The organism is Psychrobacillus psychrodurans, assembly GCF_050209195.1.
Classification (GTDB): domain Bacteria; phylum Bacillota; class Bacilli; order Bacillales_A; family Planococcaceae; genus Psychrobacillus; species Psychrobacillus psychrodurans.
On record NZ_CP189791.1, the window covers coordinates 2762887 to 2779741 of the forward strand.

The following is a 16855-nucleotide window of genomic DNA, read 5'->3' on the forward strand; positions in this document are numbered from 1 at the left end:
CGTTGTTGCACCAACGCTTAAGAAGCATTAACCGATAGAGCCTTCCATCTCGAACTTGATAAGACGGTTCATTTCTACAGCATATTCCATTGGAAGTTCTTTTGTAAATGGTTCGATGAAGCCCATTACGATCATTTCAGTTGCTTCTTCTTCGCTAAGACCACGACTCATCAAGTAGAATAATTGTTCTTCAGATACTTTAGAAACTTTCGCTTCATGCTCTAAAGAAATATTATCGTTCAAGATTTCGTTGTAAGGAATTGTATCAGAAGTAGACTGATTATCCATGATCAATGTATCACATTCGATGTTTGCTCTAGCACCAGTAGCTTTACGTCCAAAATGAACGATACCACGGTATGTTACCTTACCGCCTTGTTTAGAAATAGATTTAGAAACAATAGTGGATGAAGTATTCGGAGCTAAGTGCATCATTTTCGCACCAGCATCTTGATGTTGACCTTTACCAGCAATTGCGATAGAAAGAGTCATACCACGAGCGCCTTCACCTTTTAGGATAACTGCTGGATATTTCATCGTTAATTTTGATCCAATGTTTCCATCAATCCATTCCATAGTTGCATTTGCATCACAAACTGCACGTTTAGTAACTAGGTTATAAACGTTGTTTGCCCAGTTTTGGATTGTTGTATAACGGCAATAAGCATCTTTTTTAATGATAATTTCAACAACCGCACTATGAAGTGAGTTTGTTGTGTAAACAGGAGCAGTACATCCTTCAACATAATGTACAGAAGCGCCTTCGTCTACAATAATTAACGTACGTTCGAATTGACCCATGTTTTCAGAGTTAATGCGGAAGTATGCTTGTAGTGGAGTTTCCACTTTAACGCCTGGTGGTACATAGATAAATGATCCACCCGACCATACTGCTGAGTTAAGTGCAGAAAACTTGTTGTCTGATGAAGGAATTACTGTACCCCAATGCTTTTTGAAAATATCTTCATTTTCACGAAGTGCAGAATCAGTATCTTTAAATACAATTCCTAAATCTTGAAGCTCTTGCTTCATATTATGGTATACAACCTCTGATTCATACTGTGCAGAAACACCTGCAAGATACTTTTGTTCCGCTTCAGGAATACCCAATTTATCAAATGTAGCTTTGATTTCATCTGGTACTTCATCCCATGAAGTTTCTGTTTGTTCTGAAGGCTTAACATAATAAGTAATTTCATCGAAGTTTAATGACCCTAAATCTCCACCCCATTGAGGCATTGGTTTTGAGTAAAAAATTTCTAAAGCTTTTAAGCGATAATCTAGCATCCATTGTGGTTCTGATTTCATACGTGATATTTCTTCCACGATTTCTTTCGTTAATCCACGTTTAGAACGGAAAATGGATACGTCTTTATCGTGGAAACCATATTTATAATCACCAATTTCAGGCATTTTTTTAGCCATCGTATTTCCTCCGTTCGTCTGTTATTCTGTTTCTTCTGAGACGCCTTTTTCCATTGCTTTCCACGCTAGTGTTGCACACTTGATACGCGCTGGAAACTGAGAAACACCACTTAATGCTTCTATATCTTCAAGTTCAATAGAATCAACGTAATCTTTCCCAAGCATCATTTCTGAAAAAGTTGTAGAAAGCTGTAAAGCTTCTTCTACAGTCTTTCCTTTAACTGCTTGTGTCATCATAGATGCAGATGCCATCGAGATGGAACATCCTTCTCCATCAAATTTCGCATTCTGAATTTTACCATCTTCCACTTGAAGTGTTAAATGAATGCGGTCTCCACAAGTAGGGTTATTCATATCAATTGTCAAAGCTCCATCCTCAATACTTCCTTTGTTACGAGGATTTTTATAGTGATCCATAATGACACGGCGATAAAGTTGATCTAAATTAGAAGACATCGTTAAAATACTCCTTTGCTGAAAGCAATCCAGTAACTAGACGATCTATATCCTCTTCTGAATTGTATATATAGAAACTAGCACGAGCAGTTGCCACACATTGCAACCATTTCATCAACGGTTGCGCACAATGATGTCCTGCACGAACTGCAATTCCACTCATATCTAATACTGTTGCAACATCATGTGGATGCACATCATCTAAATTGAATGTAACAATTCCAGCGCGCTTAGCAGCATCAACAGGTCCATAGATGGATAAACCATCAATAGTAGACATTTTTTCCATAGCGTAAGCAGCTAACTCATGTTCATGCTTTTCAATTTCATCTAGGCCAATTTCTTCTAAGAAATCAATTGCAGCTCCAAGACCAATCGCACCAGCAATTATTGGAGTACCGCCTTCGAATTTCCAAGGAAGCTCTTTCCATGTAGAATCATACAATCCTACAAAGTCAATCATTTCCCCACCAAATTCGATTGGCTCCATTTTATCCAGTAATGCTTCTTTCCCGTATAGTACCCCTATACCGGTAGGTCCACACATTTTGTGCCCAGAGAATGCAAGGAAATCACAATCAAGAGCTTGAACATCTAATTTTAGATGGGGTGCAGCTTGTGCTCCATCAACTACCATTACTGCTCCATGCTCATGTGCAATCTGCGTAATTTCTTTTATTGGATTCATTGTCCCTAATACGTTCGATACATAAACGATAGACACTATTTTTGTTTGATTAGTAATTGTTTCTCTAACCTTTTCTAAAGAAAGTGTACCATCTGCTTCTAAATCAATATATTTTAATACAGCACCAGTTTTCTTAGCTAATTGTTGCCAAGGGATAATGTTGGAATGGTGCTCCATATGCGTAATAACAATTTCGTCGCCCTCTTTTAGGTTAGCAAGGCCGTAGCTCTGCGCCACCGTATTGATAGCGGTTGTTGTACCACGAGTAAAAATAACTTCTTTAGTAGACTTCGCATTTATGAATTTACGAACCTTTTCACGTGCTCCTTCGTAACTGTCCGTTGCTCTGTTACCAAGCGTATGAACTCCACGATGCACGTTAGAGTTTTCAAATTCATAATACTTTTTAATAGCCTCTATCACTTGAATAGGTTTTTGAGAAGTAGCACCATTATCTAAATAGACTAATGGATGACCATTGATCTCTTGATTTAAAATCGGAAAATAGCTTCGAATCTCTTTAGTATTGAGCATTAGCGAACTTTCCTTTCAATAACCTCCGTCAGCTGTTTCTTCACGCCTTCAATAGGTAATTCGTTTACTACAGGAGCAAGGAATCCATGAATTACTAGACGCTCTGCTTCATGTTGAGAAATACCACGGCTCATTAAATAGTACAACTGAAGTGGATCTACTCGGCCAACTGATGCTGCGTGACCTGCTGTTACATCATCTTCATCGATTAAAAGAATTGGATTTGCATCTCCACGTGCTTTTTCGCTAAGCATTAATACACGAGATGTTTGCTCAGCGTTAGACTTAGTAGCACCGTATTCAATTTTACCAATACCATTGAATATAGATGATGCTTCATCTTTCATAACTCCGTGCTTAAGGATTTGACCTTCTGTATGTTTGCCCCAATGAATTACTTTTGTTGTAAAGTTTTGTTTTTGTTTACCGCGACCTACAACAACCATTTTCACATGACCTTCTGAGTTATCTCCAACTAAATGTGTTGTATTTTCAGAAATAGTATCACTGTCATTCATCATACCAAGTGCCCATTCAAGAACCGCATCACGACTTGTTACACCGCGACGATTAACGTATGTTGTAAATCCTTCTGCTAGAACATCAACAGTTCCAAATGTAACTTTTGAATTGTCTTTAGCAATAACTTCCGTCACGATATTAGCTAAACCTTCTGCATGTTCAACAGTGGACAAATAGTTCTCTACATAAGTTACAGAGCTATTTTCATCCGCTACTAGTAAAGTATGATTGAAAAGTGAAGCTGCTTTATCGTCATGTAAATAAATAACTTGAATTGGTTCTTCTACTACAACATTTTTAGGCACGTATAAGAATACACCACCGTTTAATAATGCAGCATGAAGTGCAGTTAATTTATGCTCTGTTACTTTGACACCGTCGGTCATAAAGTATTGTTGAACAAGATCAGAATGCTCACGAATTGCAGTGTATATATCAGTTAAGATAACACCTTTAGCTTTTAGATCTTCTGATAATGAAAGAAATGCAGGTGTATTGTTATGTTGGATGTAAATATTTTTTTGTTCATCCGCATTTACAACTGCTTTCACTTCGTCAGGTAGTTCGTTTAAAGAAGTAAATTTACTGCTATCTACAGTATGAACTGGAAACTCTGTGAAATTCCAATTAGTAATTTTTGTTTTGTCTGGTGTTGGCATCGGAAGTGTTTCAAGTTCACCAAATGCTTTCAGACGAAGTTCTGTCATCCAGCTTGGTTCTTGCTTACCTTCTGAAAAGGAGCGAATATCTTGCTCGGTTAATGCCAATTTTGTTTCAACCGTCATGCTGATTCGTCCCCTTTCTTATGCTTCTTGTCCAACTGTTTCGTCTTCAATTCCTAACTCTTCTTTTACCCATTCGTATCCTTCTGCTTCTAATCTTTGAGCAAGTTCAGGACCACCGGATTTAACTACACGTCCTTGCATCATTACATGTACATGGTCTGGCGTGATGTAGTTAAGAAGACGTTGATAGTGAGTGATTACTAAGCTTCCGAAACCTTCTCCACGCATTTCGTTGATCCCTTTAGAAACAACTTTTAATGCATCGATATCAAGACCAGAGTCAATTTCATCTAAAATAGCAAATTTAGGTTGCAACATCATTAATTGAAGAATCTCATTACGTTTTTTCTCCCCGCCTGAGAATCCTTCATTTAAATAACGTTGTGCCATATCTAAATCCATTTCTAAAAATTCCATTTTACTATCAAGCTCGCGAATGAATTTCATTAAAGAGATTTCATCGCCTTCTTCGCGACGTGAATTAATCGCTGAACGTAGGAAATCCGCATTTGTAACTCCAGTTATCTCACTTGGATATTGCATTGCTAAGAATAGACCCGCTTGTGCACGTTCGTCTACTTCCATTGCTAAAACATCTTCTCCGTCCAATTCAATTGAACCAGATGTAACTTCATATTTTGGATGACCCATAATAGCAGAAGCTAAAGTAGATTTACCTGTACCATTAGGACCCATTACTGCGTGAATTTCATTTGTATTAATTGTTAAATTAACACCTTTTAAAATCTCTTTACCGTCTATTTCAACGTGTAAATCTTTAATAACTAAAGTCGACATTTAATAACCTCCATTAAGTAAATATGAATGTATAACCATTCTAATTTATTATCATTCTAATCTTAACCCAAACTGAAGTACCTTGCAAATCTTTTGGAGCATATTCTATTTAATATTGTAGAATATACAGATTTCCTGTTTTCTCTTGACTTTACTACGATATTATTAGGTAAATAGTAATCTTTCTTTATTTTCATTAAGAATAGTCTAAATGAGAATCGATTTCACTATGAAGCTAGTGAAAACAAAAAGAATCCACGAAGAAATTCTTCGTGGATTCTTGTATATTATCCCCTAAATGCTTGGGCATCAAGTTTAGCCGCTAATTGCATACATTTTTCATGATCCTCTTGCCGTTTGTTTTCAACTTGCAATCTTAGTTCTTGACTTTGTCTCAATTCATCATATCCAAAACCATGTACTCCTCTAAATGCGTGGTCCATCTGTTCTGTATAAGGTAAGTCTTCCGAACTGATAATGAATCATCCCTCTCTGTTTTTAAGTTCATCATTTATATACCCAACTATTTGGGTCTTAAACATATTTCTTTAATAACTTATGCAGTTTTTGAAAATTTGTCTACGATAATCGCAAGAGCTCCATCACCAGTTACATTTGTCGCCGTTCCAAAGCTGTCCTGTGCAATGTATAGTGCAATCATTAATCCGATCATTGCCCCGTTGAATCCAAGCATTGTTTCCAATAATCCCAGTGCCGCCATAACTGCTCCACCTGGAACTCCAGGAGCTGCAATCATCGTTACACCAAGCATAAATATAAAAGGTGCAAATGAAGATAGCATAATATCTTGTCCATTTATAAGCAATACACCGATTGAACAAGAGACAAGTGTAATCGTACTCCCTGACAAGTGGATTGTTGCAAATAGAGGAATCGTAAAGTTTGTCACTTTAGCTGAAGCACCAGTTTGCTGAGCCTGCTTTAGGGTCACCGGAATAGTTGCAGCTGATGACTGTGTACCTAAAGCTGTAAAATAAGCTGGGGACATTGTTTTTAAGAGTTTCAAAGGGTTTTTCCCAGTTACCGTACCAGCTGCTGTATATTGTAATAAAAGCATGACAAGATGCAGCGCAATAATCATGACAAACACGACTCCAAAAACCGATAAAACCTTAGCCACTTGTCCACCGTACGCCATATTCATAAAGATTCCAAAAATATGTATTGGTAATAATGGGATAATAACATAAGAGATTACCTTCTCAATAATCTCGCTAAACTCTTCAAATGCATTTTGTAACGTGTTTCCTTTTAGTTTGGAAATCCCAATCCCCATAATGAATGAGAAAACTAATGCTGTCATTATATCCATCATCGGAGGTATCGGCATTTCAAATAAGCCCCCAATTAAAAATTCTTCCGGATTCTCTAACTTAACACTCTCTTTACCACCTATAAGCTTAGGCAGTAAATTTGAAGCGACAAAAAATGCTATCAGACCTGCTACAATGGTAGATAAATAGGCAATTCCCGTAGAAATACCAAGTAATCTACCAGAACCCTTTCCAAGCTTAGCTATCCCTGGAACGATAAACCCAATTATAATGAAAGGAACAATAAACCCTAAAAAGGCACTAAAAATACTATTAAAAGTAGCCATTATCTCTACCACTATTTTAGGGACAACTAGTCCCAATAAAACACCAGATACTATCGCTATCACTATTCGCGGCAATAAACCAAACCTCTTCATACTATGTCCTCCTCATATGCACAAATGTGTTATTAATAACATTTATACACTTTAGCACAGTCACTTATTAAAGTGAATAAGATTAGTAGTATACATAATATTCTATTAACATTTTTTTGAACTGTAGTTCGTGTAGTAAGTATTAGAGCCTTTTCCGTATTTTACTAAGTCAGAGCTTGATAGAATTCTTTTTGCTTCATACCTGTTGTTTAAAAGGAGAAACTCTCTACATTCTTTATTAGTAATAGTTTCTTTACAGAGCGAAAAATAAGTGGAAACTGCTTTTTTGTGTGCATATGAATTGTTTTCTTTACAAGTAGGACAATACCAAGTTCGGGCTATTTTCTGCATTCCAATAAATCCGCAGCTTTCACATTTTACTCCGAGCTTTAAATCTTTAAGTGAAATTGAGAAATGTTCGATAAGAGGAATGGATGGAGGCGAATAGGTACTTCTTAGAATAACTTCTTTTATTTTCTCCATTTCTTCTTGACTTAAGGTTGAACTATTTTCGGGGAAATGTCGTAGGTAGGAACGCATTTCATTCCTATACATTATTTTAACGCCGCTGACTGAATGTTTAACAAAACTATTACGAGACGCAAAGATTACTACACCATGAATTGGGACTGAAATATTATACTGGAGGAAGAACTGAGAAAGTTGATATTTATATTCATTCAACTGATTTGCGGGGCAAGGATATTTAGTTATTCTTCCATCCTCTTTTCGTTGGATAAGTTGTGATGGATTAGTTGAAAACTCTAATTCCCCAATGATGTTTTTTACTTCAAGAATTACTACTCCATATGGGGTTATTATTAGGAAGTCTAATTCAAATGCAAATTCCGCAAAGAGAAACACTTTGTGAAAAATATAACATTTATATGGAATTTTCATTTGCTCTAGCACTTTGTAAATAACCTCTTCACCATAATCTCCTGCTTTAATAGCACCTATCTCTTTTGAAATTCTTGTATATTGTGGATGTTGTGGAGAAAGTCTTTCTATTAAATCAGCCATTCTTGCTACATATTTTGAAGGGGAATACGGTTTAATTATCAAATTATCATCACCTCTTCAACACAATATCACGAATAGTTAGTCTTTTCTAGACTAAATTTTTTATTGTGCAGATTGGTGAATAAAGAATGCTTGAAAAGCGGTATTGACTCTTTTTAGTGCTCACTTTCTGCTGGACGGATACCAGAATGGCTCGAGCACTTTGACTACTCGAGCGGGCGGTTGCGACTTCTTCTTGGGCTTTCGTCCTACCCCCGGGCGGATAGCAGGATGGCTCGAGCGCTTAAAATACTCGAGCGGGCGGTTGCGACTTCCTCTTGGGCGTTCGTCCTACCCCCGGGCGGATAGTAGGATGGTTCGGGCGCTTAATATACTCAAGCGGGCGGTTGCGACTTCTTCTCGGGCGTTCGTCCTCACCCGGGCGGATAGCAGGATGGCTCGGGCTCTTAAAATACTCGAGCGGGCGGTTGCGACTTCCTCTTGGGCTTTAGCCATTCGCCCGCACAAAAAAACAGACACCCGAAGATGTCTGTTTCCTCAAATAATATTATTATTTTACGGGTACTACCGATCCGCCCCACTCGCTTAGGATGAAGTCTTGAATTTCTTCAGATTTCAATGCTTCTACTAATGCTTTAATCTCTTTATTGTCTTCATCACCTGAGTTTACAGCAATGATATTCACATATGGAGATTCAGAGTCTTCAATTGCAATAGAGTCTTCTAATGGATTGATACCAGCGTCTATTGCGTAGTTAGAGTTGATTAATACTGCATCGCCTTCTTCATTCTCATATAACTGAACCATCAGAGCAGATTCATAGTTAGCGTCAAATTCAAGATTTTTAGGATTTTCAACGATGTCTTTCACTTCAGCTTTTGTTTTGTCAACACCATCTGCTAATTTAATAAGACCTTTTGCTTCTAACATAGCAAGAATACGTCCGTGATCTGCAACAGAGTTACTCATTAGAATTGTTGCACCTTCTGGTAGCTCTTCAATAGAACCGTATTTTTTAGAATATAAACCGATTGGTTCGATATGTATACCGCCTGCATTAGCGAAGTCATATCCAAAATCAGCTTTTTGTGATTCAAAGTAAGGGATATGTTGGAAATAATTCGCATCCAAGTCACCTGAATCTAAATCTTTGTTTGGTAATACATAATCTTGATACGTTTCTACAACAAGTTCAATTCCTTGTTCTTCAAGAATTGGTTTAACTTCTTCTAATATAACTGCATGAGGTACGTTCGATGCACCTATTACAAGTTTACTACCCTCTTCTTCTCCGCACGCTGCAAGTGTTAATGCACTCACTGATAATAAAGCTCCAGCTAATAACTTCTTCATTTTCAAATCTCTCCCTTTTTACCTATGATTTCTATGTGATCGAGTACTCTCGTTTACACCTATTATCGTTTATCTATTTTTGTAGTAATTAAATCGCCTATCCACTGAATTATAAATACCATGATTAATATTAGTATTGTGGCAACAAGTGTTACATCTGTTCTACCTCTTTGGAATCCATCTAAGAATGCTAGCGTTCCTAGTCCCCCAGCACCTATAATACCGGCCATAGCTGTATAACCAACTAGTGAAATTCCCGTAACCGTAATCCCTGATACTAATGCGGGCATAGATTCTGGCAGTAGAACCTTCCAAATAACAGTAGAAGTTTTAGCGCCCATCGATTTAGCTGCTTCTAGTACTCCTTTATCAATTTCTCGTAGAGCTATCAACACCATACGAGCGTAAAATGGAGCAGCTCCAATAACTAAAGCTGGGAATGCAGCATTTGGCCCACGCATTGTTCCAACTAAAAACTTCGTTAATGGGATTAATAAAATAATCAAAATAATAAATGGAATGGAACGGAATATATTAACGAAAGCACCTGTTAACCAGTTTGCTAACTTGTTCGCCCATGCTTGATGAGGACTAGTTAAGAAAAGTAAAAGACCGAGCACTAGCCCAATAATTGCTGTCAGTATAGTAGATACTGCAGTCATATATAATGTTTCAACGGTTGCTTCCCACATTTTTGGCCAATCAACATTAGGAAATAAATCATTAATCATTGTTGATCACCTCTGTATTTACTTTTTGTTCATGTATATAGCGGATGGCCTCATCCACCAATAATGCATCTCCTTCTAGTTGAAGGATTAAGGTACCAAATGCGCCATTTTGTGTATGCGAAATATTACCTTGAACAATATTGACTTCTAAATCAAATTGCTTAATAAGTCTAGACAATATTGGTTGTTCTGTTTGCTCTCCAACAAATACTAGCTTTATCAGCTTGCCATTTGGATATAGCTCTTTTAAATGCTGTATTGTTTGTATTGCTTTATTGGAATCACTGACTTGCGAGACAAAACGTTTCGTAATAGGTTGTTGCGGGTTTTGGAATACATCTAGTACTTTTCCTTCTTCTACCACATGACCTTTTTCCATTACTGCAACACGACCGCAAATCTTTTGAATAACCTGCATCTCGTGGGTAATCAATACAATTGTCAGCCCTAATTTTTCATTGATACTAACTAATAAGTCTAAAATTGAGTCCGTAGTTTCTGGATCTAACGCAGAGGTCGCTTCATCGCAGAGAAGCACTTCTGGACGATTGGCTAATGCCCGTGCAATTCCGACACGTTGTTTTTGTCCTCCTGATAGCTGTGAAGGATAATAATGTCCGCGACCTTCTAAACCAACTAAATCAATTAGTTCCTCTACTCTTGAAGAACGTTGTGCTTGTGGAACACCAGCAATTTCTAATGGAAAAGCAATATTTTCCGCAACCGTTCTTGACCATAACAGATTAAAGTGTTGGAAAATCATACTTACCTTTTGTCTTACTTGACGAAGCTTCACTTCATTTATCTTTGTAATATCTTGATTGTTGACGATAATTTGACCCGAAGTTGGCTTTTCTAATCCATTCAATAATCGAATAAGTGTACTCTTTCCTGCACCACTGTATCCAATGATGCCGAAAATTTCACCTTTCTTTATGTCAAGATTCACCTCTTCAACTGCAACGATTGTACCTTGTTTCGTGCTAAATTTTTTCGAAACATTATTTAAACTAATCATGGGAACCTTGCCACCTTTCTACGAAATGCTCAATTGCCTATCTATCTTCAAGAAATATTGTATGAATTTTTAATCCTGCATTTTAAAACTACTCAATGAGTCAACAGTTACTATGTAAATACATATACTTCCCATTTCTATCTAAAAAAACCCTCCTGCAAAAGAGCAGAAGGGTTTTAAGTTATTTATTTTAATAACGTTCATCCATTCTCTCATTTCCCAAAGCAATAGCTTTGCGTGATTTGGCACCATTTCATTTACATGACGGTTGCCGGGCTTCATAGGGCACTTCCCTCCACCACTCTTAATAAGAGTAACACTATTTAATTTGTTGGTATATCGAATATTATCACACGACTACTTGCTCGTCAATACTTTTTATTGTCTCTAATATAAATGGAACTGCTTGAAATGCATATATCTTTTTATGTACAGTTCCACCTTTAGCGATTATCAGACATGGTACGCTTTCAATATAATAATCCATTGCAAAATTCTCTAGATAGTTAATATTTGCTTGGCCAATTGAAAAAGGCATCATCTCTTGTACAACTTGCATCATTTTACTTGCAACTTGGCATGTTCCACATAAGGGTGTATAAATATAGAACATTGTAAGCTGACCACTGTTCTTATGGTCGTTCCACTGTTCAAGTGTCCATTCATTCACATTACATCATCCTAAAGTAAATATTGTCTCTTCACTTTTATATTAACACTTTTTAATATGGATGCCAAAACTTTGAACGGTGTAGTCGCCACTTCACAATACATTGGATTGGTATATAGATGAATAGCTTCAGGGTATTCTTTCCTGACGATGGAGCGAATTTGCTCACCTGATCTATCCGCATCTAAAAACGCATAAATAGGAATACCGTCGTAAGGACTTAAAATCTCTTCTAGCTTTACATTGGATATCGTTCCGTTTGTACAAATAATTTCTGTTGATTCATCAAGTAATTTTAAAAGCTTTAATTTATCTGATCTTCCCTCAACTATAATTATTTTTTCACTAAAGACAATAGCCATTCAGCATCTCTCCCAACTATGCCCTTTCCAATATTATATGAAAAAAACGCCGACATTAAGCGGCGTTTTCATAATTATTCTGAAATTAATTCTTCGTATTTTTCTGGAGAAAGTAAACCATCGACTTCCGTTACATCAGCTGGCTCTACAACAATCATCCATGCATTTTCATAAGGGGATTCGTTTACATATTCAGGGTTATCTTCTAATTCTGTATTTACATCTACTACTTTACCGCTTATTGGTGCATACAGTTCAGATACAGTTTTTACAGACTCTACACTACCAAATGGATCTCCTGCTTTAATATCATCTCCGACTTGTGGAAGCTCGACAAACACGATATCTCCAAGCTCTGATTGTGCAAATTCAGTAATACCGATACGGATATTTCCGCCTTCAGTCTTTACCCATTCGTGCTCTGCTGAGTATTTTAAATCTTTAGGTGCGTTCATATATATACCCCTCTCCATTAATAATACATTCATCTACTATATTCACATATTTTTATAGTAAAAACAAGTGACTTTAAGAAGTCTTCCAAACATCCTCAAACTGTTGTTCCTTGAAGCCTAGCGTTAATTTTTCACCATCAAAAACAACTGGACGTTTAATAAGCATTCCATCAGAAGCAAGCAAGGCTAATTGCTCATCTTCTGACATTGTTGGAAGCTTGTCTTTTAGACCAAGTTCACGATATTTCATACCAGAAGTATTAAAGAATTTTTTGAGTTCTAAGCCACTTACTTCGAACATTTTTTGAAGCAAATCTTTAGTTGGGGGATTTTCAGCTATATGGTTGTCTATGTATTCTATATCATTGTCCTTTAACCATTTGCTCGCTTTTCTACACGTTGTACATTTAGGATAGCCATAATATTGAATAGTCATGTTGTACCACCTTTTTCTTTTTATCATACATAATAGTGTAAGAGATGAGCAATCATTTTGAACAGTGAAATGTTTTTATACAATGAATTATAATTCATAAAAAGATATTAAATAATTAAATCTGAACATTAGGTTATGACCACTAGATCCATATCACACATCTAAATTAAGAAAAGCCTGGCAAAATGACGCCAAGTCCTCTTTCAACAAAAACCTAGATATGCAGTTGACCTTCGCTTCGCTCCGTCCAGGGTCTTCTGCTCGCGCTGTCCCACTGGAGTCGCAGTCGCCGCCCGAAGCGGAAGTCAACACTAGAGAAAAGCTACAAACTATTCCTAAAGTAAGCTCACGGAGGTGCAATTTTGTGAGCTATTCACTTCTTTCTAGTGCAAATACTCACTATTTCTCTTTATTTCCACTAGTGTAAAAGAAAACCTACTTTACTTTCCTCCTCTATTATTGGATCCACACATTTCTAATGCAAATGCGATTACAATAGTTTGATCCATCTCTAAAATTTGACCAATCTTATCATCTAAGAGATAAGCTGTGCTCAATCTTCTAATGAAGTACTTCACACTGCTTGATTGTAGTGCAAGGTGGCGACTCCAGCGGGAATAGCGCGAGCTGAAAGCCCCTCAGAAACGTAGTGACGAGGAGATTGAAGCCGTGCCCGCGGAAAGCGTCCACCTAGAACGGAAATCAGAGTAGTTCTCACTATTTAAAATGCTTTTATGAAATTGATTCAAAAGGATATTAAAATAGTGAAACTCAAAAATTTGGTTATGCTTATTTAAAGGTTAGGAATACTAGATCCATATCATACATGCAAATGTAAAAGCCGATTCATTAAGAACCGGCTTTTACATGTATTTCATTAAAGAACGTATTTTTCTGCTTCGATTAGTTTAACGGATGCTTCACGTTTTTTCTCAATAACATTGTATGGTGTGTAGCGTGTTAATTTACGTAATGCGGAAATCATCATACGTTGATTATCCCCATCTACAGATGCAATTAGTGTCTCTTTTGCTGCCTGTTCGATTTCAATAAAAGCTTCTTGTGTGAAGATTTGTGTATAAAGAAGTTTTTGTGCTGCTTTTTCTTCTCCATCACGTCCAATTGCTTTTTCTGTACGTAGAACTGCTGATTCCATTGCAAATAAGTTATTTGCTATGTTAGCGATGTTCACTAGTACTTCTTGTTCTGCCTCTAGTTTTGTACCAAAACGTTGTGCAGCAAGACCAGCAACTAGAATACCAATTTTCTTCGCATTAGCTACTAATACTTTTTCTTGTGCAAGAGCTTCCGTACCAACCTCTTCTGGCATCATCATTAATAGCTCTTCTTGTAAGCCTTGAGCCTTTTGAAGAAGTGGTAATTCACCTTTCATCGCTTTTTTCAGGAATGTTCCTGGAACGATTAGGCGGTTAATTTCATTTGTTCCTTCGAAAATACGGTTAATACGCGAATCACGGTAAATACGCTCTACTTCATACTCTTGCATAAATCCATAACCACCATGTAATTGAACAGCTTCATCAACGATATAATCTAGAACCTCAGATCCTACTACTTTGTTGATAGAACATTCAATTGCATATTCAGCGATTGAAGCAGCAATTGCTTTGCCGTCTTTTTGCTCTTCTGCACTCAATTGACTCATACGCTCTTCAAAATAACCAACAGTACGGTATATTAAACTTTCAGTTGCATACAATTTAGATGCCATAGTAGCCAGTTTGTTTTTCGTTAAATTAAAGGAAGAGATTGGTGTCTTAAATTGTTGACGCTGATTTGTATAAGAAATTGCTAATTCTAATGCGCGTTTAGATCCACCAATTGTACCTACCCCTAATTTATAACGACCAATATTTAAGATATTGAATGCGATAATATGACCGCGACCGACTTCCCCTAATAGGTTTTCTACAGGAACTTGAGCGTCCTCTAGGATTAGTGTACGAGTAGAAGAAGACTTAATCCCCATTTTCTTCTCTTCTGCCCCAACAGAAACTCCAGGGAATGTTTTTTCTACGATAAATGCAGTGAATTTGTCTCCATCTACTTTAGCGTAAACAACAAATACATCTGCAAATCCAGCATTTGTAATCCATTGTTTTTCACCGTTTAATACATAGTGTGTACCTTCTGCATTTAATTTCGCAGTAGTTTTTGCTCCTAATGCATCTGACCCTGAACCTGGCTCAGTTAATGCATAGGCAGAAATTTTTTCACCTGATGCTGAGTTTGGAAGATATTTTTGTTTCTGCTCTTCATTACCAAAAAGAACGATTGGTAATGTACCAATTCCTACATGAGCACCGTGTGTTATAGAAAAACCACCAGCTACAGACATTTTTTCTGCAATAAGTGCAGAGGAAACTTTGTCTAAGCCAATTCCGCCGTACTCTTCAGGAATATCAGCTGCAAGTAAGCCAAGGTCTCCCGCTTCTTTTAATAAACGTACAGAGTGGTCAAATTCATGATGTTCCAAGTTTTCTACTACTGGAAGTACCGAATTTTTTACATACTCTTCCGTCGTTTTCGCAATCATCTTTTGCTCATCATTAAAATCCTCTGGTGTAAATATGCGACTTGCGTCTAAGTCTTCAACTAAAAATGCTCCGCCTTTAATTGCATCTTTTAATTCGTTCATGTATATTCCCCCTAGTTTATATTTTTTTTAAAGTAATTCGAACACTCCAGCAGCTCCCATTCCACCACCGATACACATTGTAACAACTCCAAATTGCTTTCCTTGACGTCTCAATTCACTCATCATTTTCAATGATAAGATAGTTCCCGTAGCTCCAAGTGGGTGGCCTAATGCAATTGCTCCACCGTTTACATTCACCTTTTCCATATCTATACCTAAGTGACGAACAACTTGAATAGATTGAGAAGCAAATGCTTCATTGATTTCCCAAAGATCAATGTCTTCGATTGATAATCCTGCAAGTTTTAATGCTTTTGGTACCGCTACAATTGGTCCGATTCCCATTACCTCTGGTGGTACTCCCCCAACTGCAAATGAACGGAATTTGGCTAGCGGCTTTAATCCTTGTGCTTCTGCAACTTCACGATCCATGATTAATACAGCACCTGCTCCATCTGAAGTTTGTGAAGCATTACCTGCTGTTACTGATCCGCGAACATTGAATGCAGGACGTAACTTAGCAAGTGTTTCTACTGTAGTTCCTACACGTACACCTTCATCCATTTCAAACATGAATTTTTTCTGCTGTGCTTTATTGTTTTCGTCTACAAAATGCTTTATAACTTCTACTGGGACAATATCATCATTGAACTTTCCTGCTGCAATTGCGGCTGCTGCTCGTTCATGTGATCTTACTGCAAATGCATCCTGATCTTCACGACTAATACTATACTTAGTTGCCACTTGTTCAGCTGTGTGGCCCATTCCCATGTAGTATTGAGGGGCTGTTTGTGCTAGATGTGCGTTCGGACGAATCGTATTACCCATCATTGGAACCATACTCATAGACTCCACCCCACCAGCGATTATCGCTTCGGCATGACCTAACATAATACGCTCTGCTCCGTATGCAATTGATTGTAGACCAGATGAACAGAAACGGTTTACTGTAATCGCTGGTGTTGTATCTGGTAGACCTGCTAATGCACCAATATTACGAGCAACGTTCATCCCTTGCTCTGCTTCTGGCATTGCACATCCTAATATAAAATCATCTATCGGACCATCATAACCGCCCGCTCTTAGTAATGTTTCTTTTACAACTAGTGCCCCAAAATCATCTGGACGCACTGTTGCTAGAGATCCTTTTTTCGCTTTACCTACTGGCGTTCTTGCCCCTGCTACTATGACTGCTTCACGCATGAGTTTTCCTCCTTTACCTTTA

Annotated in this window: 16 protein-coding genes and 1 riboswitch; all 16 genes read right to left on the minus strand. The window is 37.4% G+C overall.

Annotated features, from left to right (window positions below; translation table 11 throughout):
• Nucleotides 1–27 precede the first annotated feature (27 nt).
• Nucleotides 28–1425, minus strand: coding sequence for a Fe-S cluster assembly protein SufB (sufB, locus tag ACQCPR_RS13550; RefSeq protein WP_090567075.1), 1398 nt, complete (start codon nucleotides 1423–1425; stop codon nucleotides 28–30).
• Between the two features lie 21 nt (nucleotides 1426–1446).
• Nucleotides 1447–1881, minus strand: a complete 435-nt coding sequence (gene sufU / locus ACQCPR_RS13555; protein WP_427137250.1) for a Fe-S cluster assembly sulfur transfer protein SufU — start codon at nucleotides 1879–1881, stop codon at nucleotides 1447–1449.
• A complete protein-coding gene (locus ACQCPR_RS13560) occupies nucleotides 1871–3103 on the minus strand; it encodes a cysteine desulfurase (protein ID WP_269923232.1) in 1233 nt (410 codons plus the stop codon). The genes sufU and ACQCPR_RS13560 overlap by 11 nt, the downstream gene beginning before the upstream one ends.
• The gene (gene sufD / locus ACQCPR_RS13565; RefSeq protein ID WP_090567064.1) at nucleotides 3103–4410 is read right to left on the minus strand and encodes a Fe-S cluster assembly protein SufD; all 1308 of its coding nucleotides are present in this window, start codon (nucleotides 4408–4410) and stop codon (nucleotides 3103–3105) included. Before sufD ends, ACQCPR_RS13560 begins: the two co-directional genes overlap by 1 nt.
• 18 nt (nucleotides 4411–4428) lie before the next feature.
• On the minus strand, nucleotides 4429–5208 hold the full coding sequence (sufC, locus tag ACQCPR_RS13570) for a Fe-S cluster assembly ATPase SufC (protein ID WP_090567061.1): 780 nt from the start codon (nucleotides 5206–5208) through the stop codon (nucleotides 4429–4431).
• A 556-nt stretch (nucleotides 5209–5764) separates the two neighbouring features.
• Nucleotides 5765–6922 carry a dicarboxylate/amino acid:cation symporter gene (locus ACQCPR_RS13575; RefSeq protein ID WP_427137251.1) on the minus strand — a complete coding sequence of 386 codons (1158 nt, stop codon included), beginning with the start codon at nucleotides 6920–6922 and terminating at the stop codon, nucleotides 5765–5767.
• Nucleotides 6923–7027: 105 nt separating this feature from the next.
• Nucleotides 7028–7987 carry a nuclease-related domain-containing protein gene (locus tag ACQCPR_RS13580; RefSeq protein WP_427137252.1) on the minus strand — a complete coding sequence of 320 codons (960 nt, stop codon included), beginning with the start codon at nucleotides 7985–7987 and terminating at the stop codon, nucleotides 7028–7030.
• Nucleotides 7988–8495: 508 nt separating this feature from the next.
• Nucleotides 8496–9299, minus strand: a complete 804-nt coding sequence (locus ACQCPR_RS13585) for a MetQ/NlpA family ABC transporter substrate-binding protein (protein ID WP_427137253.1) — start codon at nucleotides 9297–9299, stop codon at nucleotides 8496–8498.
• Between the two features lie 62 nt (nucleotides 9300–9361).
• The gene (locus ACQCPR_RS13590; RefSeq protein WP_090567049.1) at nucleotides 9362–10030 is read right to left on the minus strand and encodes a methionine ABC transporter permease; all 669 of its coding nucleotides are present in this window, start codon (nucleotides 10028–10030) and stop codon (nucleotides 9362–9364) included.
• Nucleotides 10023–11048 carry a methionine ABC transporter ATP-binding protein gene (locus tag ACQCPR_RS13595; RefSeq protein ID WP_093494919.1) on the minus strand — a complete coding sequence of 342 codons (1026 nt, stop codon included), beginning with the start codon at nucleotides 11046–11048 and terminating at the stop codon, nucleotides 10023–10025. Before ACQCPR_RS13595 ends, ACQCPR_RS13590 begins: the two co-directional genes overlap by 8 nt.
• 209 nt (nucleotides 11049–11257) lie before the next feature.
• Nucleotides 11258–11362: riboswitch (SAM riboswitch) on the minus strand.
• Nucleotides 11363–11397: 35 nt separating this feature from the next.
• Entirely contained in the window at nucleotides 11398–11718 is a 321-nt protein-coding gene (locus ACQCPR_RS13600; RefSeq protein ID WP_427137254.1) for a thioredoxin family protein, read from the minus strand.
• A gap of 11 nt (nucleotides 11719–11729) precedes the next feature.
• Nucleotides 11730–12080: a toprim domain-containing protein gene (locus ACQCPR_RS13605; RefSeq protein WP_090567040.1), complete on the minus strand. Its 351-nt coding sequence runs from the start codon at nucleotides 12078–12080 to the stop codon at nucleotides 11730–11732.
• A gap of 74 nt (nucleotides 12081–12154) precedes the next feature.
• Nucleotides 12155–12535: a glycine cleavage system protein GcvH gene (gene gcvH, locus ACQCPR_RS13610; protein ID WP_090567037.1), complete on the minus strand. Its 381-nt coding sequence runs from the start codon at nucleotides 12533–12535 to the stop codon at nucleotides 12155–12157.
• 73 nt (nucleotides 12536–12608) lie between these two features.
• Complete coding sequence (locus ACQCPR_RS13615) at nucleotides 12609–12971, minus strand: arsenate reductase family protein (RefSeq protein ID WP_090567034.1); 363 nt, start codon at nucleotides 12969–12971, stop codon at nucleotides 12609–12611.
• Nucleotides 12972–13848: 877 nt separating this feature from the next.
• Complete coding sequence (locus tag ACQCPR_RS13620) at nucleotides 13849–15630, minus strand: acyl-CoA dehydrogenase family protein (protein ID WP_427137255.1); 1782 nt, start codon at nucleotides 15628–15630, stop codon at nucleotides 13849–13851.
• A gap of 27 nt (nucleotides 15631–15657) precedes the next feature.
• On the minus strand, nucleotides 15658–16833 hold the full coding sequence (locus tag ACQCPR_RS13625; RefSeq protein ID WP_241599468.1) for an acetyl-CoA C-acetyltransferase: 1176 nt from the start codon (nucleotides 16831–16833) through the stop codon (nucleotides 15658–15660).
• Nucleotides 16834–16855 lie beyond the last annotated feature (22 nt).